The 24,771-nt window shown below is 74.1% G+C and carries 19 protein-coding genes and 1 riboswitch; of the genes, 6 read left to right on the plus strand and 13 right to left on the minus strand.

All coding sequences use genetic code 11. The features are described from left to right. Positions 1-4: 4 nt before the first annotated feature. From cobI to ABZ117_RS22140, 10 genes are all read right to left on the minus strand, one after another. A complete protein-coding gene (cobI, locus tag ABZ117_RS22095) occupies positions 5-736 on the minus strand; it encodes a precorrin-2 C(20)-methyltransferase (protein WP_356823220.1) in 732 nt (243 codons plus the stop codon). Then, positions 733-2,130 carry a cobyrinate a,c-diamide synthase gene (locus tag ABZ117_RS22100; RefSeq protein WP_356823221.1) on the minus strand — a complete coding sequence of 466 codons (1,398 nt, stop codon included), beginning with the start codon at positions 2,128-2,130 and terminating at the stop codon, positions 733-735. The genes cobI and ABZ117_RS22100 overlap by 4 nt, the downstream gene beginning before the upstream one ends. Then, positions 2,124-2,723: a cob(I)yrinic acid a,c-diamide adenosyltransferase gene (gene cobO, locus ABZ117_RS22105; RefSeq protein ID WP_356823223.1), complete on the minus strand. Its 600-nt coding sequence runs from the start codon at positions 2,721-2,723 to the stop codon at positions 2,124-2,126. Before cobO ends, ABZ117_RS22100 begins: the two co-directional genes overlap by 7 nt. Then, positions 2,723-4,783 (minus strand): putative cobaltochelatase, encoded by a 2,061-nt coding sequence (locus tag ABZ117_RS22110; RefSeq protein WP_356823225.1) that lies wholly within the window; start codon positions 4,781-4,783, stop codon positions 2,723-2,725. The genes cobO and ABZ117_RS22110 overlap by 1 nt, the downstream gene beginning before the upstream one ends. Then, the gene (gene cobN / locus ABZ117_RS22115; RefSeq protein WP_356823227.1) at positions 4,780-8,430 is read right to left on the minus strand and encodes a cobaltochelatase subunit CobN; all 3,651 of its coding nucleotides are present in this window, start codon (positions 8,428-8,430) and stop codon (positions 4,780-4,782) included. Before cobN ends, ABZ117_RS22110 begins: the two co-directional genes overlap by 4 nt. Continuing rightward, positions 8,427-9,935: a cobyric acid synthase gene (locus ABZ117_RS22120; protein WP_356823229.1), complete on the minus strand. Its 1,509-nt coding sequence runs from the start codon at positions 9,933-9,935 to the stop codon at positions 8,427-8,429. The genes cobN and ABZ117_RS22120 overlap by 4 nt, the downstream gene beginning before the upstream one ends. Next, the gene (locus ABZ117_RS22125) at positions 9,932-10,876 is read right to left on the minus strand and encodes a cobalamin biosynthesis protein (protein ID WP_356823231.1); all 945 of its coding nucleotides are present in this window, start codon (positions 10,874-10,876) and stop codon (positions 9,932-9,934) included. Before ABZ117_RS22125 ends, ABZ117_RS22120 begins: the two co-directional genes overlap by 4 nt. A gap of 112 nt (positions 10,877-10,988) precedes the next feature. Next, positions 10,989-11,131: riboswitch (cobalamin riboswitch) on the minus strand. Between the two features lie 130 nt (positions 11,132-11,261). Next, positions 11,262-11,489 (minus strand): hypothetical protein, encoded by a 228-nt coding sequence (locus ABZ117_RS22130; protein WP_356823232.1) that lies wholly within the window; start codon positions 11,487-11,489, stop codon positions 11,262-11,264. Positions 11,490-11,524: 35 nt separating this feature from the next. Beyond that, positions 11,525-12,787, minus strand: a complete 1,263-nt coding sequence (locus tag ABZ117_RS22135) for an inorganic phosphate transporter (protein WP_356823234.1) — start codon at positions 12,785-12,787, stop codon at positions 11,525-11,527. A gap of 143 nt (positions 12,788-12,930) precedes the next feature. After that, positions 12,931-13,686, minus strand: coding sequence for a lysozyme (locus ABZ117_RS22140; RefSeq protein WP_356823235.1), 756 nt, complete (start codon positions 13,684-13,686; stop codon positions 12,931-12,933). Positions 13,687-13,945: 259 nt separating this feature from the next. Between ABZ117_RS22140 and ABZ117_RS22145 the strand changes: the two genes are divergently transcribed. The 3 genes from ABZ117_RS22145 (at position 13,946) to ABZ117_RS22155 (ending at position 17,853) form a co-directional block, all read left to right on the plus strand. Then, entirely contained in the window at positions 13,946-14,632 is a 687-nt protein-coding gene (locus ABZ117_RS22145) for a class II aldolase/adducin family protein (protein ID WP_356823237.1), read from the plus strand. 505 nt (positions 14,633-15,137) lie between these two features. Continuing rightward, positions 15,138-16,265, plus strand: coding sequence for an alpha/beta fold hydrolase (locus ABZ117_RS22150; RefSeq protein ID WP_356823239.1), 1,128 nt, complete (start codon positions 15,138-15,140; stop codon positions 16,263-16,265). 172 nt (positions 16,266-16,437) lie between these two features. Then, positions 16,438-17,853 (plus strand): hypothetical protein, encoded by a 1,416-nt coding sequence (locus ABZ117_RS22155; protein ID WP_356823241.1) that lies wholly within the window; start codon positions 16,438-16,440, stop codon positions 17,851-17,853. 16 nt (positions 17,854-17,869) lie between these two features. On the opposite strand, the gene ABZ117_RS22160 is transcribed toward ABZ117_RS22155, so the two are convergent. Next, positions 17,870-18,283 carry a VOC family protein gene (locus tag ABZ117_RS22160; protein WP_356823243.1) on the minus strand — a complete coding sequence of 138 codons (414 nt, stop codon included), beginning with the start codon at positions 18,281-18,283 and terminating at the stop codon, positions 17,870-17,872. Between the two features lie 307 nt (positions 18,284-18,590). Between ABZ117_RS22160 and ABZ117_RS22165 the strand changes: the two genes are divergently transcribed. The 3 genes from ABZ117_RS22165 to ABZ117_RS22175 all read left to right on the plus strand — a co-directional run bounded on the left by ABZ117_RS22165 (position 18,591) and on the right by ABZ117_RS22175 (position 21,668). Further along, positions 18,591-20,189, plus strand: coding sequence for an ABC-F family ATP-binding cassette domain-containing protein (locus ABZ117_RS22165; RefSeq protein ID WP_356823245.1), 1,599 nt, complete (start codon positions 18,591-18,593; stop codon positions 20,187-20,189). 336 nt (positions 20,190-20,525) lie between these two features. Continuing rightward, a complete protein-coding gene (locus tag ABZ117_RS22170) occupies positions 20,526-20,747 on the plus strand; it encodes a helix-turn-helix domain-containing protein (RefSeq protein ID WP_010355597.1) in 222 nt (73 codons plus the stop codon). Between the two features lie 117 nt (positions 20,748-20,864). Beyond that, on the plus strand, positions 20,865-21,668 hold the full coding sequence (locus tag ABZ117_RS22175; protein ID WP_356823247.1) for an enoyl-CoA hydratase/isomerase family protein: 804 nt from the start codon (positions 20,865-20,867) through the stop codon (positions 21,666-21,668). 427 nt (positions 21,669-22,095) lie between these two features. Here the strand turns inward: ABZ117_RS22175 and ABZ117_RS22180 are convergent, their stop codons facing one another. Beyond that, entirely contained in the window at positions 22,096-22,851 is a 756-nt protein-coding gene (locus ABZ117_RS22180; RefSeq protein WP_356823249.1) for an SDR family oxidoreductase, read from the minus strand. A 5-nt stretch (positions 22,852-22,856) separates the two neighbouring features. Then, positions 22,857-24,647 carry a glycoside hydrolase family 15 protein gene (locus tag ABZ117_RS22185; protein ID WP_356823251.1) on the minus strand — a complete coding sequence of 597 codons (1,791 nt, stop codon included), beginning with the start codon at positions 24,645-24,647 and terminating at the stop codon, positions 22,857-22,859. Positions 24,648-24,771: the final 124 nt, after the last annotated feature.

The following is a 24,771-nucleotide window of genomic DNA, read 5'->3' on the forward strand; positions in this document are numbered from 1 at the left end:
GGTGTCACAGCTTCCCGCCCCGGCCGCCGTCCCGCCGCGGGGGCGCGATCAGCGTCGACAGGTACGGCAGCGGGGCCCCGTCCAGCTCGGCGGCCGGCCGCACCGACTCCTCCGGCAGCCCCAGCGCCGACCCCCACACGGCGTTCCCGAGCCGGCCGGTCTCCGCCAGCGCCTCGGCGACCTCGGCGGCCTGCCGCCCGAACTTGTACGCCACCACCGTCCCCGGCCCGGCCAGCGCCTCCTTCAGCACGGCGGACCCGGCGGTGACCGGTACGAGGGTGAGCGGTTCGGTGCCCTCCGTCAGCACGGCACCGGACCGCGCCGCGAGATCCTGCATGGCGGTGATCCCGGGCACGGTCTCCACGACGAGCCCCGGGACCAGCTCCGCGACGGTCTGCGCGAGATAGGTGAACGTCGAGTACACGTTCGGGTCCCCGATGGTCGCGAACGCCACCGACCCGTGCCGCCGCAGCAGCTCGGCGACCCGGGCACCGGCCGCGTCCCAGGCCGCCTCCCGGCGCGCCCGGTCGCTCCGCTCGTTCAGCGCGAACACCACCCGGACGACCTTGTCCCCGGGCACGTAGTGCAGCACGGTCGCCTCCGCCCGCCCCCGCTCGCCGGAGTCCATCACCGGTACGACGACGACCTCGGCCGCCCGCAGGGCGTTGACCCCCTTGACGGTCACCAGCTCCGGATCACCGGGACCCACCCCGACTCCGACCAGCCTGCTGCTCATGACGTCCGGCACCTCTCCACGAACCGACGGGCGACACCGGGCTCGGACGCCCAGTGCGTGTGCAGATAACTCGCGTGCACCCCCTGCTGTACAAATCCCTCGACCCGCCGGGCCGGGGCGCGCACCCCCCAGGCGGGGGCGGCACCGGCGCCCGGCTCGACGACGGTGCGGTGGAACTCGTGGCCCCGCATCCGCGTCCCCGCCACCGCCAGCACACTGTCGCCGACGGCCACGGCGTCCCGGTAGCCGAGAGTCAGCCGCTCACTCATCCGCGCGGCGGCGTCCAGCACCCCGCACATCGGCTGCCCGTCCAGCTCCCGGCACAGATAGAGCAGCCCGGCGCACTCGGCGGCCACGGGCGCGCCGGAGCGCGCCAGGTCCGCGACGGCCGCCCGCAGCGGCTCGTTGGCGGACAGCTCGGCGGCGTACACCTCGGGGAACCCGCCCCCGACGACCAGCCCGGCCGTCCCCTCGGGCAGCCTCTCGTCCCGCAGCGGGTCGAAGACGGCGACCTCCGCCCCGGCGGCGCTGAGCAGCTCGGTGTGCTCGGCGTAGGAGAACGTGAACGCGGAACCCCCGGCGACGGCGACCACGGGCCGTCGCTCCCCGGCCGGCCGAGCCGTCCCCGGCCGGGTCGGGTGGTGGGCGGGCGAAGGATCCGGGGTCCAGGGGCCGGAGCCGTCCGGCAGGGGGCCCGCCGAGCGTGCCAGCGCCTCCAGGGCGGCCAGGTCGCAGCCCCGGGTCACCTGCGCCGCCATGGCGTCCACGGCATCGACCGCGGCCGAGGTCCGCTCGGCCACCGGCACCAGCCCCAGATGCCGCGACGGCGTCTCCACCCGGGCCGCCCGCCGCAGCGCACCGAGGACCGGCACCCCCGCCGAATCCAGTGCCTCCCGCAGGAGCGACTCGTGCCGGTCGGAGCCCACCTTGTTCAGGATCACGCCCCCGATCCGCACCTGCGGGTCCCAGGACGCGAAGCCGTGCACCAGCGCCGCCACCGACCGCGACTGCGACGACGCGTCCACGACGAGCACGACCGGCGCGCGCAGCAGCTTGGCCACCTGCGCGGTGGAGGCCAGTTCACCCTCCCCGGCGGCCCCGTCGTACAGCCCCATCACGCCCTCCACGACCGCGAGGTCGCAGCCCCGCGCCCCGTGCAGGAACAGCGGAGCGACCAGTTCCGGCCCGCACAGGTACGCGTCCAGGTTGCGCCCCGCCCGCCCGGTGGCGAGCGCGTGGTAGCCGGGGTCGATGTAGTCCGGTCCGACCTTGTGCGGGGACACGGCGAGCCCCCGCGCGGCGAACGCGGCCATCAGCCCCGTGGCGACGGTGGTCTTGCCGCTGCCCGAGGAGGGCGCGGCGATGACCAGCCGGGGCACGGGCGCACTCACCACTCGATGCCCTTCTGGCCCTTCTGACCGGCGTCCATGGGGTGCTTGACCTTGGACATGTCGGTGACGAGGTCGGCGAGGTCCACCAGCCTCTGTGGCGCGTTGCGCCCCGTGATCACGACGTGCTGGGTGCCCGGCCGGGCGCGCAGCACCTCCACGACCTCGTCCGTGTCGACCCAGCCCCAGTGCATCGGGTACGCGAACTCGTCCAGCACGTACAGCCGGTACGTCTCGGCGGCCAGGTCCCGCTTGACCTGCTCCCAGCCCTCGCGGGCCTTCTCCTCGTTGTCCATCTGGGCATCGCGCTGCACCCAGGACCAGCCCTCGCCCATCTTGTGCCAGTCGACGGTCCCGCCCTCGCCGGAGGCGCCGAGCACGCGCAGCGCGTTCTCCTCGCCGACCTTCCACTTCGCGGACTTGACGAACTGGAACACCCCGATGGGCCACCCCTGGTTCCAGGCGCGCAGCGCCAGCCCGAACGCGGCGGTGGACTTGCCCTTGCCGACGCCCGTGTGCACGACGACCAGCGGGCGGTTCCTGCGCTGCCGGGTCGTCAGACCGTCGTCCGGTACGACACTCGGCTGTCCCTGCGGCACTACGCGGCCCTCCTCGACGTTCCCTGTACATCCCTGACCAGCCCGGCGATCGAGTCGGCCCGCAGCTCCTCCAGCGTGACCGCCGTACCGCCCAGCTCCCCGGCCAGCCGGCCGGCGAGCCCCAGCCGCACCGGCCCCGACTCGCAGTCCACGACCACCGAGGCGATCCCGTCGGCCGCGAACAGCCGCGCCGCCCGCTCCGCGAGGGCCACCGGCTCCGCCCCGCCGGTCGCCCGCCCGTCGGTCACCACCACGACCAGCGCCCGCCGCGCCGCGTCCCGCAGCCGCTCCACCCGCAGCACCTCGTGCGCCTTCAGCAGCCCGGCGGCCAGCGGGGTACGGCCACCGGTCGGCAGCGACTCCAGCCGCACCGCGGCGGCGTCGACGGACGACGTCGGCGGCAGCGCCACCTCGGCCGCGGAGCCCCGGAAGGTCACCAGGCCCACCTTGTCCCGCCGCTGGTAGGCGTCGACGAGCAGCGACAGGACGGCGCCCTTGACGGCGCTCATCCGCTGCCGCGCCGCCATCGACCCCGAGGCGTCCACCACGAACAGCACGAGGTTCCCCTCGCGGCCCTCGCGGGACGCCTGCCGCAGATCGTCCCGGCGGATCACCAGGCCGGGACCCGACCGGCCGCGCGCCCGCTGATGCGGGGCGGCGGCCTGCACGGTCGCGGCCAGGTGCAGCTTGGTCAGCGCTCCCCGCGGCCGGCGGGACCCCGTGGTCCGGCCGTGCTCGGTGCGCGCCCGCGACCGCCGCCCGGCGGCACCCTCACCGATCCCGGGCACGCTCAGCACCCTCGCCCTGAAGGGTTCCGCGGCACGCGCCGGGGACCGCTCGCCCGCGCCCGCACCGGACGGCCGGGGCTCCTCGCCGTCCGCGGCCTCCGGCCGCGCGGCGGTGTCCCCGCCCTGCGGACCGGCGTCCGGCTCCGGCTGCCCGCCGCCCCCGCCGGGGCCACCGGGGCCGGGGTCGTCGTCACCGTCCCCGTCCCCGTCCGAGTCGTTCCCGTTCCCGCCGTCCCCGCCGTCCCCGCCGTCCGGGTCGTTCCCGGCGAACTGCTCCAGCGTCTCGTCCAGCTTGTCCTCGTCGAGGCCCGGCGCGTCGAACGGGTTGCGCCGGCGCCGGTGCGGCAGCGCGAGCAGCGCCGCCTGCCGCACGTCCTCGGCGAGCACGTCGGTACGCCCGGCCCACGCGGCCAGCGCGGACGCCGTACGGGCCATCACGATGTCGGCGCGCATGCCGTCCACCTCGAAGGCCGCGCAGGTCGCCGCGATCTGCCGCAGCGCCGCGTCACCCAGCCGCACCTGCGGCAGCAGCTCCCGCGCCGCGACGACCCGCTGCCGTACGGCGGCCTCCTCGCCGGCCCAGCGCGCCGCGAAACCCGCGGGATCGTCGTCGTACGCCAGCCGGCGCCGCACGACCTCCACACGCTGCTCCGGCTCCCGCGAGGCGGCGACCTCCACGGTCAGCCCGAACCGGTCGAGCAACTGCGGCCGCAGCTCGCCCTCTTCGGGGTTCATGGTGCCGACGAGCAGGAAGCGGGCCGCGTGCCGCACCGACACACCCTCGCGCTCCACGTAGGAGGCGCCCATCGCGGCCGCGTCCAGCAGCAGGTCGACCAGGTGGTCGTGGAGGAGGTTGACCTCGTCGACGTACAGGATCCCGCGGTGCGCGTCAGCCAGCAGGCCCGGCTCGAAGGCCTTGACGCCCTCCGCGAGGGCCCGCTCGATGTCCAGGGCGCCGACGAGCCGGTCCTCCGAGGCGCCCACAGGGAGTTCCACCATCCGGGCGGCGCGCACGGCGGCGGGGCCGGTCTCGTGCGGCCCGTCCGGGCACGACGGGTCCGGCGCCGCCGGATCGCACGAGAACCGGCAACCGGGCACCACGGCCACCTCGGGCAGCAGCGCCGACAGCGCCCGCACCGCCGTGGACTTAGCGGTGCCCTTCTCGCCGCGCACCAGCACACCGCCGACCGCCGGTGAGACGGCGTTCAGCAGCAGCGCGAGCCGCAGGTCGTCCTGGCCGACAACGGCCGTGAAAGGGAACGGGGTGGTCACTGGTCGCCCTCCAAGTCGCCTTCCAGCTCCAGATAGGTGGCGCGCAGCCGCTCCAGCGTGTCCGCGTCGGGCTCCGCCCACAGGCCGCGGTCCGCCGCCTCCAGCAGCCGTTCGGTGATGCCGCGCAGCGCCCACGGGTTGGACTTCTTCATGAAGTCCCGGTTCTCCGGGTCGAAGACGTACTCGGCGCTCAGCTTCTCGTACATCCAGTCGTCGACCACGCCGGCCGTCGCGTCGTACCCGAACAGGTAGTCCACGGTCGCCGCCATCTCGAACGCGCCCTTGTAGCCGTGCCGCCGCATGGCCGCCATCCAGCGCGGGTTGACGACCCGCGCCCGGAAGACACGGTGGGTCTCCTCGCCCAGCGTGCGGGTCCGCACCTGGTCCGGTACGGCGCTGTCGCCCACGTACGCCTCGGGGTTGGCGCCCGTCAGGTGCCGGACCATGGCGACCATGCCGCCGTGGTACTGGAAGTAGTCGTCGGCGTCGACCAGGTCGTGCTCGCGGGTGTCGACGTTCTTCGCCGCCACGGCGATCCGCCGGAACGCGGTCTCCATGTCCCCGCGCGCCGCCCGCCCGTCGAGCCCGCGCCCGTAGGCGTAACCGCCCCACACCGCGTACACCTCGGCGAGGTCGGCGTCCGAACGCCAGTTGCGCGCGTCGATCAGCGGCAGCAGGCCGGCGCCGTAGGCCCCCGGCTTCGAGCCGAAGATACGGGCGGTCGCCCGCCGCCGGTCGCCGTGCCCGGCGGTGTCCTCGTCCACGTGCGCCCGCACGTAGTTCGACTCGGCCGGTTCGTCCAGCTCGGCCACCGTCCGCACCGCGTCGTCGATCAGCCCGACGACGTGCGGGAACGCGTCCCGGAAGAAGCCGGAGATGCGGACGGTGACGTCGATGCGCGGCCGCCCCAGCTCCGCCGGCGGGATCACCTCGAAGCCGGTCACGCGGCGCGAGGCGTCGTCCCACACCGGCCGGCAGCCCAGCAGCGCCAGGATCTCGGCGATGTCGTCGCCCTGGGTGCGCATCGCCGAGGTGCCCCACACCGTGAGGCCCACGGACTTCGGGTACGCGCCGGTGTCCTGGAGGTAGCGCTGCACCAGCGAGTCCGCCAGCGACTGGCCGACCTCCCAGCTGAGCCGGGACGGGATCGCCTTGGGGTCGACCGAGTAGAAGTTCCGGCCGGTCGGCAGCACGTTCACCAGGCCGCGGGTCGGGGAGCCCGAGGGGCCCGCCGGGACGTAACCGCCGTCCAGGGCCCGCAGGATGTGCCCGATCTCGTCGGTCGTGCGGGCGAGCCGCGGTACGACCTCCGTGCAGGCGAACTCCAGCACCGTCACGGCGGCCGGCAGTTCATCGGCCAGCACCTCGCGCACCAGGGGGGCGCACTCGGCGGTGGCCCAGCCGCGCGCCTCCATGCCCTCCGCCAGCCGCCGGCACAGCTGCTCCAGCAGGTCGATCGTGTCGGCGGCGGTCCGGGCCGGGCCGTCGACCAGGCCGGTCAGCTCGGCCGGCACCTTCACCCGGGCGCCCGGCTCGGCCAGCAACTCCTTCTCGTCCAGCCCGAAATGAGCCGCGAGCGAGGCCCGCAGGCCGGGGATGGCGTTCGCCTGCCCGCCCCACACCTGCGAGGCCCGCAGCACGGCGAGGACGAGGTTGACCCGGGGTTCGGCGACCGGTCCGCCGCCGAGGATGTGCAGGCCGTCCCGGATCTGCACATCCTTGATCTCGCACAGATAGCCGTCGATGTGCATGACGAACTCGTCGAACGCGGTGTCGTCCGGCTGCTCGTCCACGTGCAGGTCGTGGTGCAGCTCCGCCGCCTTGACCAGGGTCCAGATCTGGGCGCGGACGGCCGGGGCCTTCACCGGGTCGAGGTCGCTGACCAGGGCGTACTCGTCGAGCAGTTGCTCCAGCTTGGCCAGGTCGCCGTACGTGTCGGCGCGGGCCATCGGCGGGACCAGGTGGTCGACGACCGTGGCGTGCCCGCGCCGCTTGGCCTGGGTGCCCTCACCGGGGTCGTTCACGATGAACGGGTAGATCAGCGGCAGGTCGCCGAGGACCGCGTCCGGCGCGCAGCCGGCGCTGAGCCCGAGGCCCTTGCCCGGCAGCCACTCCATCGTGCCGTGCTTGCCCATGTGCACGACCGCGTCGGCGCCGAAACCGTGTTCCAGCCACCGGTAGGCCGCCATGTAGTGGTGGGAGGGCGGCATGTCGGGGTCGTGGTAGATCGCGATCGGGTTCTCGCCGAAGCCGCGCGGCGGCTGGATCATCACCACGACGTTCCCGAACCGCAGCGACGCCAGCACGATGTCGTCGCCGTCCACGTACAGGCCGCCCGGCGGCTCGCCCCACGCCTCGGTCATCGCGTTCCGCAGCCCCGGGTCGAGCTGCTCGAACCAGGCCCGGTAGTCGGCCAGCGGCACCCGGGCGGGCGCCGCGGCCAGCTGCTCCTCCGTCAGCCACTCCACGTCGTGGCCGCCGGCCTCGATCAGCCGGTGGATCAGCTCGTCGCCGCCGGCGGGGTACTCGGTCAGGGAGTAGCCGGCGTCCCGCAGCGCGTCCAGCACCCGCACCGCGGACGCGGGCGTGTCCAGGCCCACCGCGTTGCCGACCCGGGAGTGCTTGGTCGGGTACGCGGTGAACACCAGGGCGATCTTCTTCTCGGCGTTCGGCTTGTGCTTCAGCCGGGCGTGGCGCAGGGCGATCCCGGCGACCCGCGAGGCCCGCTCGGGGTCGGCGACGTACACCGGCACGTCGTCGGGGCCCTGCTCCTTGAAGGAGAACGGGACGGTGACGAGACGGCCGTCGAACTCCGGGATCGCGACCTGCATCGCCGCGTCCATCGGGGACAGGGCCGCGTCGGACTCCTCCCACGCGGCCCGCGAGGAGGTCAGGCACAGGCCCTGGAGGACGGGCACGTCGAGGTCGGCGAGGGCGCCGATGTCCCAGGCCTCCTCGTCGCCGCCCGCCGAGGCCTGGGAGGCGTGCGTGCCGCCGGCCGCGAGGACGGTGGCCACCAGCACGTCGGCCCGCTCCAGCAGCCGGTACAGCCCGGTGTCCGCGCCGCGCAGCGAACCGCAGTACACCGGCAGGGCGTTGGCGCCCTTCGCCTCGATCGCGTCGCACAGCGTGTCCACGAAGGCGGTGTTGCCGCTCAGTTCGTGCGCCCGGTAGAAGAGGACGCCCACGGTCGGGCGGCCGGCCACGACCGGTCGGTCGCCGTGCACCCCGTACTCCGGCATCCCGCGCGGCCCCTCGAAGCCCTCACCGGTCAGCAGCACGGTGTCCGACAGGAACCGGGACAGCTCCAGCAGGTTCTCCGGGCCGCCCTCGACCAGGTACTTCAGCGCCTCGGCGACCACACCGGCCGGCACGGACGACTCGGCCATCAGCTCGGCGTCCGGGACGGCCTCGCCGCCCAGCAGCACGGTCGGGATCCCGGACGTCCGCAGCACCGCCAGCCCGTCCTCCCAGGCGCGCTTGCCGCCCAGCAGCCGTACGACGGCGATGTCCGCGCCCTCCACCAGGGCCGGCAGCTCCCCGGCGACGTCGACCCGGGTGGGGTTGCCGATGCGGTAGCCGGCGCCACAGGCCCGGGCCGCCAGCAGATCCGTGTCGGCGGTCGACAACAACAACACTGTGCTCATGCGGGCGCTCCCGGTGGAATGAAAGGCAGTCCTTGCGGCGCGCCCGACTCGATGAGCCGCCAGAGCGCGTCGGTGTCCGCGTGCTGTTCGATCAGGTCGCCGAGCCGGTCGAGCTGCTCCTCGCGCAGCGCGGCGAAGGAGGTGTCCGGCGCGGGCACGAAGCGGCGGCCCGCGGCGGCGGCCACCTCGCGCAGGAAGGCCCGCCGGAAGCCGTCCGACTCCAGCGAGCCGTGCCAGTGGGTGCCCCAGGTCCGGCCGGCGCGGCAGCCGTCCAGGAAGGGCTCCCCGCCGGTGACCTCGGCGACCCCGTGATGGATCTCGTACCCCTCCACCCGCTCGCCGAGGGCCTCGCCGACGGGCCGGGTGAGGGTCTTCTCGCGGGCGAAGCGGACCCGGACGGGGAGCAGGCCCAGCCCGGGGACGTGTCCGGCGCGGGACTCGACCTCGTCCTCGATGTGCTCGCCGAGCATCTGGAAGCCGCCGCAGATGCCGAGCACGGGGCGCCCCTCGGCGGCCCGCCGCAGGAGCGCGTCCGCCAGCCCGCGGTCCCGCAGCCACTTCAGTGCCCGTACGGTGCCGCGGGTGCCCGGGACCACCACGAGGTCGGCGTCGGCCAGCTCCTCGGGGCGGTCCACGAAGCGCACGACGACGCCCGGTTCGGCGGCGAGGGCGTCCACGTCGGTGAAGTTGGACATCAGCGGGACCGCGCAGACGGCGACCCGCAGCACGTCCGCGCCGACCGGGGGCGTCACCGAGGACTCGCGGACGGTGCCCCGCAGGGACACTCTCAGCCCGTCCTCCTCGTCGATGCCGAGGCCGTGCCGGAAGGGCAGGACGCCGTACGTCCGCCGCCCGGTGAGCCCGTGCAGCATGTCCAGGCCCGGCTCCAGCAGCGACACATCGCCGCGGAACTTGTTCACGAGGAACCCGGCGACCAGTTCCTGGTCCTCGGGGGAGAGCAGGGCGACGGTGCCGAAGAAGGACGCGAAGACACCCCCGCGGTCGATGTCGCCCACCACCAGCACGGGCAGCCGCGCGTTGCGGGCGATGCCCATGTTGACGATGTCCGTCCGCCGCAGGTTGATCTCGGCCGGACTGCCCGCCCCCTCACAGATCACCGCGTCATACGTGCCCCGCAACTCGGCCAGGCAGTCCAGCACCGTGCCGAGCAGGCGCTGCTGGCGCCCCCCGTGGTAGCCGCGCGCGCTCAGCTCCCCGACGGGCTTGCCGAGCAGCACCACCTGGCTGCTCTGCTCGCCGCCCGGCTTGAGCAGCACCGGGTTCATCAGCGCGGTGGGCTCGATCCGGCAGGCCTGCGCCTGCATGGCCTGCGCCCGCCCGATCTCCGCGCCCTCCAGGGTGACGAACGAGTTCAGGGACATGTTCTGCGCCTTGAACGGCGCCACCTTCACGCCCTGGCGGACCAGCCAGCGGCAGATCCCGGCCGTCACGACGCTCTTGCCGGCGTCGGAGGTGGTGCCGGCGACGAGGAGACCCCCGTTCACTTCCCACGTCCCTTCATCAGGCCGCGCGCGGCGAGCGTGGTGCCGAGCGCGAGCAGGCCGACGCGGCGGGAGAGCCGTACGGCCCGGTCGATGTCGGTGACCCGGACGGGCCGTCCGGCGCCGCCGTTGAGCACGGGCCGGTGTTCGACCCGGCCGCCGTAGGAGAGCGTCCCGCCCAGCCGTACACCGAGGGCGCCCGCGAACGCGGCCTCCACCGGCCCGGCGTTGGGGCTCGGGTGCCGGGAGGCGTCGGCCCGCCAGGCCCGCGCGGCACCGCGCGGATCGGGTCCGGCGAGGGTGGCGAGTACGGCGGTGAGCCGGGCCCCGGGCCAGCCGGCGACGTCGTCGAGGCGGGCGGAGGCCCAGCCGTAACGCCGGTGGCGGGGCGACCTGTGGCCCACCATCGCGTCCAGGGTGTTGACCGCCCGGAATCCGAGCAGCCCCGGAACACCGGCCACGGCGCCCCAGACGAGGGCGCCGACCACGGCGTCGGAGGTGTTCTCGGCGACCGACTCGACCACGGCCCGGGCGATGCCGTCGGCGTCCAGCACCTGCGGGTCCCGGCCGCACAGGTGGGGCAGCCGGGCCCGGGCGGCCTCGACATCCCCGGCCTCCAGCGCGCGCCCGACGGCGCGGGCCTCGCGGGCGAGTGAGGTGCCGCCGACGACGGCCCAGGTGGCGGCGGCGGTCAGCGCGGCGGAGACGGCGGGACGGGGGCGTGCGACGCGTGCGGTCAGCGCGCCCAGTGCGACGGCGCCACCGGCGCACACGGCGGTGTGCAGGGCACCCCAGCCGCGGTGGTCGTGCCACAGGGCGCGTTCGACGGCGGTGGCCGCCCGGCCGAACGCGGCGACCGGATGCCCGCGGCGCGGATCGCCGAGGAGCAGGTCACCGAGGAGGCCGGCGGCGGCGCCGTACGCGTAAGTGCGATCGGCACCCATCGGCTCAGCCGGCCGCGGGGGCGGGAGCGGTCCGGGTACGGGTCCTCGAACGGGTCCTCGATGGGCAGCCGAGCATGTCGCTGTAGGTCCTCACTCAGGGTGTCCGCGCCCTGGTTCGACGTGAATCGGCGGCGAGAGTTCCTGGCTCCCGGGGACGACTCCCCGGTGACAGTGGCGGGACCGCGCCGGATTCGCACCGGCTTCCTCTTCTGCCGCCGTAGATGGCCTGGGCAGTCCACCACGCGCCCGGAAGGGCCGTCAACTCGCCGTTGACCTGCGTGGGGAGAGTGTGCCCATCCCCACACCGGGGGACGCGCGGGACGGGCGGGAACAGGACAGAGGCTCCCCGCACCACCGGTGCGGGGAGCCTCCGAGAGGGTCCGGGTCAGGCCTTGGCCACGACGAGGTGGATGCCGTACGCCACCGCCGCCGCGCAGGCCGCGAAGCAGAGGTAGGCGCCGGTGACGGTCAGGCCGGCGGTGCCGCCCTGCGCCACGGCCTTCTCGCGCCGGTTCAGGCCCGCGATGCCGAGGGTGAACAGGGACACCAGGCCCACGGTGGCCACGAGGCTCACTCCGAAGACGGAGCCGAGAGCCGCCCAGTCGATCTTCATGGGGATGCTTCCTTCGGTAACCGGGGTGACCGGGCTCAGACGGTGGCGGCCGGGGCGGCCGGGGGAGCGTGCTCGGTGGCCGGGGCCGGGCTGGTGGCCTGCTGCGGGAAGGCGATGTCCAGGTCGATGGCGACCGGGCCGGCCGGGGGCGGGGTCACGGCGGCGATGGCAGTGGTGACCACACCGGCCGGCTCGCCGGTCTCGTGGACCAGGTGGGTGTGGTCCACGACCTCGCGGCGGGAGAACTTCCAGATCGCGGCGCTGGCGGCGACGAGGAAGACGGCGACGGCGGCGGTGCCCCAGTCACCCAGGCCGGTGACGGACTCGGCACCCGCGCCGACCAGCGCGGCGGCCGGAAGGGTGAGCGCCCAGGCGATGAACATACGGGTCGCGGTGGACCAGCGGACCACACCGCCCTTGCGGCCGAGGCCGGCGCCCATCACCGAGCCGGAGACGACGTGGGTGGTGGAGAGGGAGAAACCGAGGTGGGAGGAGGCCAGGATGGCGGTCGCGGCGCTGGTCTGGGCGGCGAAGCCCTGGCGCGGCTCCAGGTCGGTCAGGCCCTTGCCCATGGTGCGGATGATGCGCCAGCCGCCGATGTAGGTGCCGAGCGCGATGGCCAGGCCGGCGGAGAGGATCACCCAGGTGGGAGGGTTGGAGCCGGGGGCGATGGAGCCGCCCGCGACGAGGGCGAGCGTGATGATGCCCATCGTCTTCTGGGCGTCGTTGGTGCCGTGGGCCAGGGAGACCAGGCCGGCGGAGGCGATCTGGCCGGCGCGGTAGCCCTTGCGGGTGGCCTCGCCGTCGGCGGTGCCGCCGATGCCGTAGGAGAACCGGGTGGCCAGCAGCGAGGCGAGGCCCGCCACGATCGGCGCGGCGACCGCGGGGAGCAGCACCTTGGTGACCAGGACGTCACCGTGGACGGCACCGAAGCCGGCGGAGGCGACGGTGGCACCGACCAGGCCGCCCATCAGGGCGTGCGAGGAGCTGGAGGGCAGGCCCACCAGCCAGGTCAGCAGGTTCCAGAGGATCGCGCCGACCAGGGCGGCGAAGATGACCTCGGGACGGATGCCGCTCTCGTCGACGAGACCCTTGGAGATCGTGTTCGCGACCTCCACGGAGAGGAAGGCGCCCACAAGATTGAGGGCGGCGGACAGCGCCACCGCGATCTTGGGCTTCAGGGCGCCTGTGGAGATGGTGGTGGCCATCGCGTTCGCGGTGTCGTGGAAACCGTTCGTGAAATCGAACGCGAGAGCGGTTACCACCACTATCGCGAGGATCAGCGAGAAGCTTTCCATTTACCCAGGCAATCGTTCGAGGTCATTGGCAGGATGAACGTAGGCAACCTGGGTGAACGGAAGATGAACTGGGACCGGCGTGAGAGTGACTGTCGGACGCGTTCGGCGTGCCGCTCCGCCCGGACGCCCCATGCGCCCCTTGGCTACTGGCCGCGCGCGAACGTCCGCAGCCGGCTCACGGAGCCGTCGAAGAGATTCTGGTCACCCGGCAGCGTGCCCCCGATGCCGTACTGCCAGAACGTCCAGTACCGCCAGCCGCCCGGCAGTGTGCCCGGCCGCGCGGTGCCGTGCCGGGCGATCCACAGCGGGTTCGAGCCGGCGAAGGCGTGGCTGTTGCCGGTGCACAGCTTCCACCACTGGGTCGTGGTGTAGATGACCGGGCGGCGGCCGGTCCGCCGCCTGACCTCGTCGCTGAACGACCGGATCCAGCCGACCATCCGCGCCCTGCCCAGGCCGTAGCACTTGTGCCGGGTGCTGTACGGGTTGTACTCGACGTCCAGCGCCGGCGGCAGCGTCCAGCCGTCCGCCTGCCAGTCGCCGCCGTGGCGCACGAAATACGCGGCCTGCCGGGCGCCGGAGGAGCGGTCCGGCAGGGCGAAGTGGTACGCGCCCCGGATCAGGCCCGCCGTGCGCGCGCCGGTGTACTGCCCGGAGAAGTAGGGATTGCGGTACGTCGTGGACTCGGTCGCCTTGACGTAGACGAACCGCGCGCCCTTCGCCCGGGCGGCCGGCCAGTCGACCCGCTTCTGATGGGACGACACGTCGTGCCCACGGGGGAACGTCGTGGCCGACTCCACCGGTCCGGCCGACGCGGTGGCGGTCCCCGCGAGGGCGAGGGTCGCCGTGGCCGCCGCCGCGAGGGCGCCGGCGCGGCGGACAAGGGTGTGTGTAGGGGCCATGCGTCTCTCCGGTGTGACGGACGGCCGGACCCCGCGGGCAGCGGCGGTCGTCCGGATCGTCCAGTGGGCAGGAGTGGGCAGGAGTGGGCAAGAGACCATTGAAGGACCGGGGATCACATAACCCGTGTCCGTTTCAGGCGTTTCGCGACCGGATCCGCCCGTTCGGTGGTACGGCTCCTGGTACGGCTCCGGGCGCGGCCCTCGTCGGGAAGTGACCGGTCCGCACCCGGGGCACCGGGCCGGCTGGCAGGATCGCCGCATGGCTGAACCGCGGCGGAACCCGGCAGAAGCGGAAGACATCCGGCAGGAAGAGGGCCGCCTCTGGGCGGAACTGGTCGCGACGGCACGCAGGACCGTCGCCGACGGACTCGTGGTCGGCACCTCCGGCAACGTCTCCGCGCGCCTCGGCGATCTCGTGCTGGTCACCCCGACGGGCGTCCCCTACGACCGGCTCGCCCCCGGCGACATCACCGGCGTCGACCTGACCGGCCGCCGGGTGCTGGGCACCCTGGCGCCGACCAGCGAACTGCCCATGCACCTCGCCGTCTACCGCACCACCGACGCCCGGGCCGTCGTCCACACCCACGCCGTGCACGCCACCGCCGTCTCCACGCTCGTCAACGAGCTCCCGCTGATCCACTACATGGCCGGCGCCCTCGGCGGCCCCGTCCGGGTCGCCCCCTACGCCACCTACGGCACCGACGAGCTGGCCGAGCACATGCTCCGCGCCCTCGACGGCCGCTCCGGCTGCCTGCTCCGCAACCACGGCACGATCACGTACGGTGCCACCCTCGACCAGGCCTACGACCGCACCGCCCAGCTGGAGTGGATGTGCCGCCTGTGGCTCACGGCGTCCTCCGTGCCGGGCCTGACACCGTCCCTGCTCTCGGAGGCACAACTGGCCGAAGCCGGGGAACGCTTGAAGGGGTACGGCCAACGGAGGTGACCCCTTGCCACCCAGCCCACCGAACAGGGCCCCGCACACCCCGGCCCTCGACACGCCCCCGCCCCGCCTTCTCCGGCTCCGCCGCGCTTCCGGGGGGCGGGTTCTCCGGCTCCGCCGGGCTTCCGGGGGGCGGCAGCGGTCGCCCGGGCGCGTTCCCGCGGGCCGGCCGCCCAGGTCGCGTCTGGCTTCCGAGGGCCGGCCGCCCAGGTCGCGTCTCGCTCCGGGGGGCCGGCCGCCCAGGCTCCGGCATGCTTCCGGGGTCCCGTTTCCCCGGTTCCGTCTCGCTTCCGGGGTCCGGGCGTCGTCCTGGTTCCGGCGCGCTCTCGGGAGCCGAACGCTCCGGTTCCGCCGGGCTTCAGGGGACCGGCTCCCCGTCTTCCGGCGCGACGGCGCTCGGCCACGGCGTACGGGCCCGGCGGTGGCGGTCCGGGGCGCCCCGCCCCGGACCTCACCCCCGCCCACCGCTCCGCTGGCCGGTGGCGCACCCCGCCCCGACACTGGACCCGTGCGCACCGTCAGAGCCACCGCCACCGCGGTCACCGCCGCCGTCGCCGCCGGCCTGGCCTCCGTGGCCCTCGGACGGCTCGCCAGCGACGCCGCGCTGAAGGCGCCCGCGGGCCGCCCCCTGCCCACCGAACCCCGTCTCACCGTGCACGGCACGGACGCCGGCCGGATCACGCTGACCCGCGACCTGGCCACCCTGCGCCCCGGCACCTACGGCCTCGCCGGCGACGGCAGCCACGCGGTCGTCGGCCCCGTCCTGGAGGCGCCCCGGCACACCGCCGACACCGTCGTACGCCGCCTGGAACGCGTCACCCACGGCACCTTCGCCCCCGGCGACGCGGTGTGGCTGACCCCCAACCTGTACGTCGGCAACCCGGGCACCGCCCTCGGCCTCGACCACACGGACGTCGACGTGCCCGGCGAACTCGGCCCGCTGCCCGCCTGGTTCCTGCCCGGCCACCGGGACACCTGGGTGATCGCCGTGCACGGCCTCGGCACCACCCGCGAGCAGGTCCTCAACGTCCTGGGCTTCCTGCACGGCCGCAGCCTGCCCGTCCTCGCCCTCGCCTACCGGGGCGACCTCGGCGCCCCCCGCCCTCCGGACGGGCTGAACCACCTCGGCGAGACCGAGTGGCGCGACGTCGACGCGGCGATCCGCTACGCCGTCGGCCGCGGCGCCCGCCGGGTCGTCCTGCTCGGCTGGTCCACCGGCGCCACCATGGCCCTGCACGCGGCCGGGCACTCCACCGTCCGCGAGCACGTCGCCGGACTCGTCCTCGACTCGCCGGTGCTCAACTGGCAGGCCACGCTGCGCGCTCTGGCGACGGCCCGCCACACCCCCCGGCCGCTGCTGCCGCTCGCGGTGCGGGCCGCGCAGGGCCGGGCCGGACTGCACACCGGCCGGATCACCGAGGACACCGGGCCGGCGCTGCTCCGTGTCCCCACCCTGCTCATCCATGGCCCGGACGACCGGGTCGCCCCCTGGCAGTTCTCCCGCCGGCTCGCCCGGCACCGCGCCGACCTCGTCGCCCTGCACACCGTGCCGGGGGCCCCGCACGCGGCGATGTGGAACGCGGACCCCGGCGAATACGAGGAACGCCTGCGCCGGTTCCTGACCCCGCTGATGTGACCCCCGGCGCCGGGGCGCGGCCCGCCCCGGCCCGAGCCGTTCCGCTTGCGGCCGTACGACTGGCCGGAACATGCCCTCCCGACCGCCCTGTCACCCGGTGCGTTGGCCACCCCCGTCGCCCCCCGTGACATTCCGTTTGGGTTTTCGGACCATCAACCGGAAGACTGCACCCGTGACGTCCCGTATCCCGCGCGACTCCAGGCTCCGCCTCGTCCGACCACGACCCCTGGCCGCCGCCCCCAGAGCTGTGAACCAGCGGCACCCGCGCCGCGCCGCACCCCGGCCGCCGGAGGGCACGCCCGCACCCGCCGAGCTGGCCGGAATGGCCCGCACCGGTCTGGCCGGCGCGGTCCGTGTGGCCCGCTGGGCGGACGCCGCCCTCGGCCCCGGCCGGGACGGCGCCACCGCCGACGGCAAGGCCACCCTCTCCGAGGCCACCGCGGAACGCGCCGCCGCCGACCTGGGACTGAGCCCCGCTCAGATCCGCGCCGACTGGGACACCGCCCGCCTCGCCGGGCTCGTCGAGGTGCACGGCGACGACGCGCGCCCCGGCTGGCGTCTGCGCGCGTGGGACCGCGACGACAGCGCCGTCCTGCGCGGCTGGGTCGCCCTCTTCGACGCCTGGTCGCTCGCCTGCCCGGAACCCGAAGCGCACGAGCCCGCCGCCGTCGCCGAGGTCGTCTCGGCCATGCCCCAGGTGCTCTCCTTCCTTCAGCTGTCCGCCGGTCCCGTCCCGGTCGAGCAGCTGCTCGACCTGCTCCAGCAGCGGGTCACCGAACTGCGCACCGAACGCTGCGAGGTCTCCTACGAGCCCGGCACCGGCCGGCCCGCCGGATCCCCCGCCCCGGCGGAACCGGCCCCCGCCGAGGCCCCCCTCGCCCCGCTCCTCGACTGGGCGCTGCGGGCCCTCGCCTCCGTCGGCGCCCTCACCTACGGCGCCGGCCAGGCCACCCTCACCCCGCTGGGCAGCTGGGCGGTGTGGGTCAAGCTGGAGCAGATCTGCGTGGCCGCGCAGAGCCCCGCCGGCAACATCGAGCAGTCGGCCGAGGACATGCTCCGCGGCTGCGCGCAGCTCCGCCCCAACGCGGCCCGCGCCGAGTACCGCGCCTGGCTCGCCGCCCGCCCCGTCGGCAGCGCCGTCACCGAGCTGATCCACGCCGCCCGCGGCGACGACGCCCTGCTGCGCGGCCTGGCCTTCGAGGCGCTGCGCGTCGTCGGCGCCCCCGCCGAGCCCGAGGTGCGGGCCGTCGTGGACGAGCCCGCCCTGCGGCCCTACGCCCTGCTGTGGCTCGCCGAGCACGACGGCGTCGACCCCGAGGACGCCCACGAGGCCCTCACCCGCGAGGAGGCCACCTGGCTGTGGGTGGACACCGCCGCCGCCGTCGCCGACCACGGTGAGGCGCCGATGCTGGTCCGGCACCTGGAGTCCGCGGTGCAGCCCACCGTCCCCCAGCTGCTCGACGAGGTCCGCGCCGTCGGCCACCCCCGCACCGTGCAGGTCCTGGTCGCGCTCGCCGCCGCCCACCCCGACCCGGCCCTGGCCAAGGCCGTGCGCCGGGCCGCGTTCCAGGTGCACACCGGCCGGTGAGCGGCGCGGGGCCGGGTCAGACGCCGATCTCGGGGGCGTACGTGCCGAAGCTCCAGACGTTGCCCTCGCCGTCCCGCGCCAGGTAGTCCCGCGAGCCGTACTCCTGGTCCGTCGGCGGCATCAGGATCTCCACGCCGTGCGCCACGGCCCGCTCGTGGTGGGCGTCCACATCGTCCACCACGACGTAGACCCCGGCGGGTCCGCCGTCCCTCAGCGCCGTGTCGAAGACGCCGCCGCGGCCTCTGGAGCCGATCATCACCGCGCCGTTGCCCTGGACCAGCTCGGCGTGCAGCACCGTGCCGTCCGCCGTCTCGTACACCGACAGCTCGGTGAAGCCGAGGGCCTCCGTCAGCTGTCTGATCGCCGCCTTCGCGTCCGCGTACAGCAGCGTGGGGCAGATGCCCGGCCGTGCGCCACCCGTGCCCGCCATGCCGACCACTCCTTCGCGCATCGCTTCCGGTGTCTTCCGAGTGTGGCAGGCGCCACCGACAACACCCCGGCCGAGCGGCACCGCCCGGGCCCCCGGGCGGGCGACGTACCGGCCCCGCCGGAGCCCGGCGCCCCCGCCCGGCCACCGGATCCGGTTCTCCCACGCCGGGGCCCGCACGCGCGGACGTAGAAAAAACCGCTTGCCCGGCCCCGTTAGACTTGGCCCATGGCCATTCTCCTCGCGCATTAGACGGCGGGAACGTCCGCAGCCGCCCACCCGTCAATTCCGTACGCCCTGGAGTCTGTCCTTGATCTCCGCCTCCGGTATCGAGCTGCGCGCCGGTGCGCGCGTCCTCCTCGAGAACGCCAGCTTCCGTGTCGCCAAGGGCGACCGCATCGGTCTCGTCGGCCGCAACGGCGCCGGCAAGACCACCCTCACCAAGTGCCTGGCCGGTGAGGGCGTCCCCGCCGGCGGCACGATCACCCGCTCCGGTGAGGTCGGCTACCTGCCGCAGGACCCCCGCACCGGTGACCTGGACGTCCTCGCCCGCGACCGCATCCTGTCCGCGCGCGGTCTCGACGTACTGATCCGCAAGATGCGCGACAACGAGCAGCGCATCGCCAACGGCCAGGGCGCCACCCGCGAGAAGGCCCTCAGGCAGTACGAGCGCCAGGAGACCGAGTTCCTCACCAAGGGCGGCTACTCCGCCGAGGCCGAGGCCGCCACCATCGCCGCCGCGCTGAATCTGCCCGACCGGGTGCTCGGCCAGCCCCTGCACACCCTGTCCGGCGGTCAGCGACGCCGTATCGAGCTGGCCCGGATCCTGTTCTCGGACGCGGACACCCTGCTGCTCGACGAGCCGACCAACCACCTCGACGCGGACTCGATCGTCTGGCTGCGCGACTACCTGAAGACCTACCGCGGCGGCTTCATCGTGATCTCCCACGACGTCGACCTGGTCGAGACGGTCGTCAACAAGGTGTTCTACCTGGACGCCAACCGCTCCCAGATCGATGTCTACAACATGGGCTGGAAGCTCTACCAGCAGCAGCGCGAGGCCGACGAGAAGCGCCGCAAGCGCGAGCGCGCCAACGCCGAGAAGAAGGCCGCCGCGCTGCACACGCAGGCCGACAAGATGCGCGCCAAGGCCACCAAGACGGTCGCCGCGCAGAACATGGCCCGCCGCGCGGACAAGCTGCTGTCCGGCCTGGAGGCGGTCCGCCAGTCCGACAAGGTCGCCAAGCTGCGCTTCCCCGACCCCTCGCCCTGCGGCAGGACCCCGCTGATGGCCGAGGGCCTGTCGAAGTCGTACGGCTCGCTGGAGATCTTCACCGACGTCGACCTGGCCATCGACCGGGGTTCCCGGGTCGTCATCCTCGGCCTCAACGGCGCCGGCAAGACGACGCTGCTGCGTCTGCTCGGGGGCGTGGAGCGGCCCGACACCGGTCAGGTCGTCCCCGGCCACGGCCTCAAGCTCGGCTACTACGCGCAGGAGCACGAGACCCTGGACCCCGACCGCACGGTCCTGGAGAACATGCGCTCGGCCGCCCCCGACATGGACCTGGTCGACGTCCGCAAGGTGCTCGGCTCGTTCCTGTTCTCCGGCGACGACGTCGACAAGCCCGCCGGTGTCCTCTCCGGCGGCGAGAAGACCCGGCTGGCCCTCGCCACGCTCGTCGTCTCCTCGGCGAACGTGCTGCTCCTGGACGAGCCGACCAACAACCTCGACCCGGCCAGCCGGGAGGAGATCCTCGGCGCCCTGCGCACCTACAAGGGCGCGGTCGTCCTGGTCACCCACGACGAGGGTGCCGTCGAGGCGCTTCAGCCGGAGCGGATCATTCTGCTCCCGGACGGCGTCGAGGACCTGTGGGGTTCCGACTACGCGGATCTCGTCGCCCTGGCGTGATCGAAGGCCTGATCCACTGCGTATGGATCATTCGGCCGATCCGTGATCCACCATCTGTGTGAGATCTCCTCGTATCGAGGTGTGTCGTACACGGATTTTCCGGCCGATCTCCCGGCAGTCGGGGGATCGGCCGTTTCGCGTCTCTGACCTGCTGCTTCGCGAATCCACCCGTTCGGACCCACGGACACCGCCGCATGGAATGTCCGATTCCGATTGTGGGGACCGACTCCTGTCGTCACAACGATGTCGCACGGACCTTGCCGAATGGGTGGCCATCGGGCCCGGAAGGGGTGATCATGAGGAGAACCAGAGCGCACTTCCCATGAGGAGGCACGGGTGGCCGAGACTCTGAAGAAGGGCAGCCGGGTGACCGGCGCCGCGCGCGACAAGCTCGCGGCAGACCTGAAGAAGAAGTACGACTCCGGTGCGAGCATCCGGGCGCTGGCCGAGGAGACCGGCCGCTCGTATGGCTTCGTACACCGGATGCTCAGTGAATCGGGCGTCACGCTGCGTGGACGCGGCGGAGCGACCCGGGGCAAGAAGGCCGCGACGTCCTGACGCCGGGCGGCCCATCGGCTTCGATGGTGGCCACCCGGTCGGCGGACTGACCGGCCGGGTGGTTACTGTGCAGTCACTTAGCTCTGCTCTGCTGACCGCACCCATCGGAGGCGCCCCATGGCTTCGCCCGACCAGGACCTCATTCCTGTACTCGACAAGGACGGCGTACGGCTCACCGTCGACGACGCGCTCGCCACGGTGACGCTGACCAATGCGGCCAAGCGCAACGCCCAGAGCCCCGCTCTGTGGCGGGCGCTCGCCGAGGCCGGTCAGCTGCTGCCGGGCTCCGTCCGGGTCGTCGTGCTGCGCGGCGAGGGCAAGTCCTTCTCCGCCGGGCTGGACCGGCAGATGTTCACCCCGGAGGGAATCCCGGGCGAGCCGTCCTTCATGGAACTCGCGCGCCGTGACGACGCCGGGCTCGACGCCACCATCGCCGAGTACCAGGAGGCGTTCACCTGGTGGCGGCGGAACGACATCGTGTCCATCGCGGCCGTCCAGGGCCATGCCATCGGCGCCGGCTTCCAGCTCGCGCTCGGCTGCGACCTCCGGGTCGTCGCCGACGACGTGCAGTTCGCCATGCGTGAGACCAGCCTCGGACTCGTTCCCGACCTGACCGGCACCCACCCGCTGGTGAGCCTCGTCGGATACGGCCGCGCGCTCGAGATCTGCGTGACCGGACGGTTCGTCGGGGCCGAGGAGGCGGTGACGAGCGGCCTGGCCAACCTCGCCGTGCCCGCGGCGGAACTCGACGCGGCGGTGCGGGACCTGGCCGCGGCGGTGCTGGCCGCGCCCCGGGACGCCGTGGTGGAGACCAAGGCGCTGGTGCGGGGCGCGCAGGGCCGGGACTACGACACCCAGCGCGCCGCCGAGCGCGCCGCACAGACCCGCCGCCTGCGGGACCTGGCCGGCCTCGGCGAATAGCCCCACGCGCGTGCCGGCCGCACCACCGCCGCCGGCACCGCACGGCTGCTGCCGGCGTCCCTACGGCGCCCGGTCCACCGCCGGCTCCGCCGGTCCACCGCCGACTCCGTCTGTACGGTGCCGGGTCCGTCTGTACGGCGCCTGGTCCGCCGCCGGCTCTCTGTCCGTACGGCCACCCGGTCCGCCGAACACTGCCGTATGGCCGGTGAACGACTGGTGTGAGGCCCGTCGGGCGGGCCGGGCTCGCACTCACGGCCCGCCCGGTCCGCCGGGCTCGCGCTCTCGCCCGTCCGGCCCCGCCGGGCCGCACCCACGGGCCCGCCGGGCTCGCGCTGACGGCCCGTCGGGTTCGCCGGGCTCGCGCTCACGCCCGTCCGGCGCCGGCGGGCCGGACCCACGGCGCCGCCGGGCCGCCGTCGCCGGTCGGCTAGAAGCCGTGCATCATGCCCCCGTCGACGGGCACCATGAGGCCGGTCAGATAGGACGCGGCCGGGGACAGCAGGAACGCGGCCACCCTGCCGAACTCCTCCGGCGTGCCGTAACGGCGCAGCGGGATGCGTGACTCGTTCGCCCTCCGGGTGGCCTCGGGGTCCGCGGACAGGGCGTCCAGCTCGCGCACGCGGTCCGTGTCGATCCGCGACGGCAGCACCCCCACCACCCGGATCTTCCGAGGGCCCAGCTCGTCCGCGAGCGACTTGGCGAATCCGGCGAGTCCGGGCCGCAGCCCGTTGGAGATGGTCAGCCCCGGGATGGGCTCGTACACCGACCCCGACAGCACGAATCCGATGACCCCGCCCGCCGTCAGCTCGGCCGCCGCCGCGCGGGCGACGCGTACCGCGCCGAGGAACACCGACTCGAACGCGCCGCGCCACTGCTCGTCGGTGTTGTCGGCGACGAACCCCGGCGCCGGCCCGCCCACGCTCACCAGCACCCCGTGGAAACCGCCGAAGTGCTCACGCGCGGCGGCGATCAGCCGCTCGGCGGCGTCCGGGTCGGCGTTGTCCACGGCCACGCCCACCGCGTTCGGGCCCAGCGCGGCGGCGGCGTCGGCGACCCGCTGCTCGTCCCGGCCGGTGATGACCACCTTCGCCCCGTCGGCGACGAGTTCCCGCGCGGCGGCGTTGCCCAGCCCGCGCGTGGCTCCGGTGACGACGTACACCCGGTCCTTCAGTCCAAGATCCATGGCCCCTATCCTGCCTCGTCGTCCCCGAACAGGGTGAGGGCGGTGTTGACCAGGGCGACGTGACTGAACGCCTGCGGGTAGTTGCCCAGCTGGCGGCCGTCCACCGGGTCGTACTCCTCGGCCAGCAGCCCCACGTCGTTGCACAGGCCCACCAGCCGGTCGAACAGCTCCCGCGCCTCCTTCGTCCGGCCGGTCCGGTGCAGCGCGTCGGCCAGCCAGAACGAGCAGGCCACGAAGGCACCCTCGGCACCGGGCAGCCCGTCGATCCCCGAGCCCGCGTCCTCGGTGTCGTAGCGGCGCAGGAAACCGCCGTGCCCGAGTTCGCCGCGGATCGCGTCGACCGTGCCGACGACCCGCGGGTCGTCCGGCGGCAGGAATCCGACACGGGGGATGAGCAGCAGCGCGGCGTCGAGTCCGCGGGAACCGTAGTACTGGGTGAAGGTGTTCCGCTCCCGGTCGAAGCCCTTCTCGCACACCTCCCGGTGGACCTCGTCGCGCAGGCCGCGCCAGCGCTCCAGATCGCCGCGCAGCTCCGGGTGCCGCTCCAGGGTGCGCACGGCCCGGTCGAAGGCCACCCACACCATCACCTTGGAGTGCACGAAGTGGCGCCGGCCGCCGCGCACCTCCCACAGGCCCTCGTCCGGCTGCCGCCACGCCGACTCCATGTACTCCATCAGCGCACGCTGCATGGCCCACATGTGCGGCTTCGTGGGCAGGCCCCCGCCGCGGGCCAGCGACAGCGAGTCCATCACCTCGCCGTACACGTCCAGCTGGAGCTGGTCGACGGCGCCGTTGCCGGTCCGCACGGGGGAGGAGCCGGCGAAGCCGGGCAGCCACGGCAGGTCCGTCTCCGGCAGCCGCCGCTCGCCCGCGACGCCGTACATGATCTGGAGGTCGGCCGGGTCGCCGGCGACCGCGCGCAGCAGCCAGTTCCGCCACGCCTCGGCCTCCTCGTCGTAGCCCGCGGTGAGCAGTGCGCCGAGGGTGAGGGTGGAGTCGCGCAGCCAGCAGTAGCGGTAGTCCCAGTTGCGCACCCCGCCCGGCTGCTCGGGCAGTGACGTGGTCGCCGCGGCGACGATTCCGCCGGTCGGGGCGTAGGTGAGGGCCTTGAGGGTGATCAGGGAGCGGACGACCGCGTCCCGGTGGGGACCGTCGTACCGGCACCGCCGCGCCCACCGCCGCCAGTCGGTGACGCTGTGCTCCAGCGCCTCGTACGGGTCGATGAGCGGCGGGCGCTTCTCGTACGAGGGGTGCCAGGTGAGCACGAACGCGATCCGTTCGCCCTCCTCGACGGTGAACCGCGCGTGGGTTGCGTGGTCCTCGCCCCAGGCGTCCACGGCCGGCTCGGTGCGCAGCCAGACGGAGTCCGGGCCCGCGACGGCCACCCGGTGGCCGTCCACGCGCCGCATCCACGGCATGACCGAGCCGTAGTCGAAGCGGAGGCGGAGCGTGCTGCGGACGGTGACCCGGCCGCTGAGGCCCTCCACGATCCGTACGACGTCGGGGGCGCGCTCGCGCTGCGGCATCAGGTCGGTGACCCGCACCGTGCCGTCCGCCGTCTCCCACTCGGTGTCGAGGACGAGGGTGTCGGACCGGTAGGCGCGGCGGGTGCAGACGTCCGCCCCCTCGGGGGCGACCCGCCAGTGGCCGTGGTTCTCGTCGCCCAGCAGCCGGGCGAAGCAGGCGCCGGAGTCGAAACGGGGCAGACACAGCCAGTCGACGGAGCCGTCCCGCCCGATCAGGGCCGCGCTCTGCTCGTCGCCGATGAGGGCGTAGTCCTCGATGCGCGCGTTCACGGGATGCGGTTTCCCGGTGGACCAGAGGGCCAACCAGGGGGTGCGCCGCCGGGGTGATCCCGGGAACCGTCGGCGCCGCAGAGCCGACAGCACCCCGGTGGGCGGTGTCCGCCTCGGACCTGGG

Source organism: Streptomyces sp. NPDC006309 (assembly GCF_040613095.1).
Taxonomy (GTDB): Bacteria; Actinomycetota; Actinomycetes; order Streptomycetales; family Streptomycetaceae; genus Streptomyces.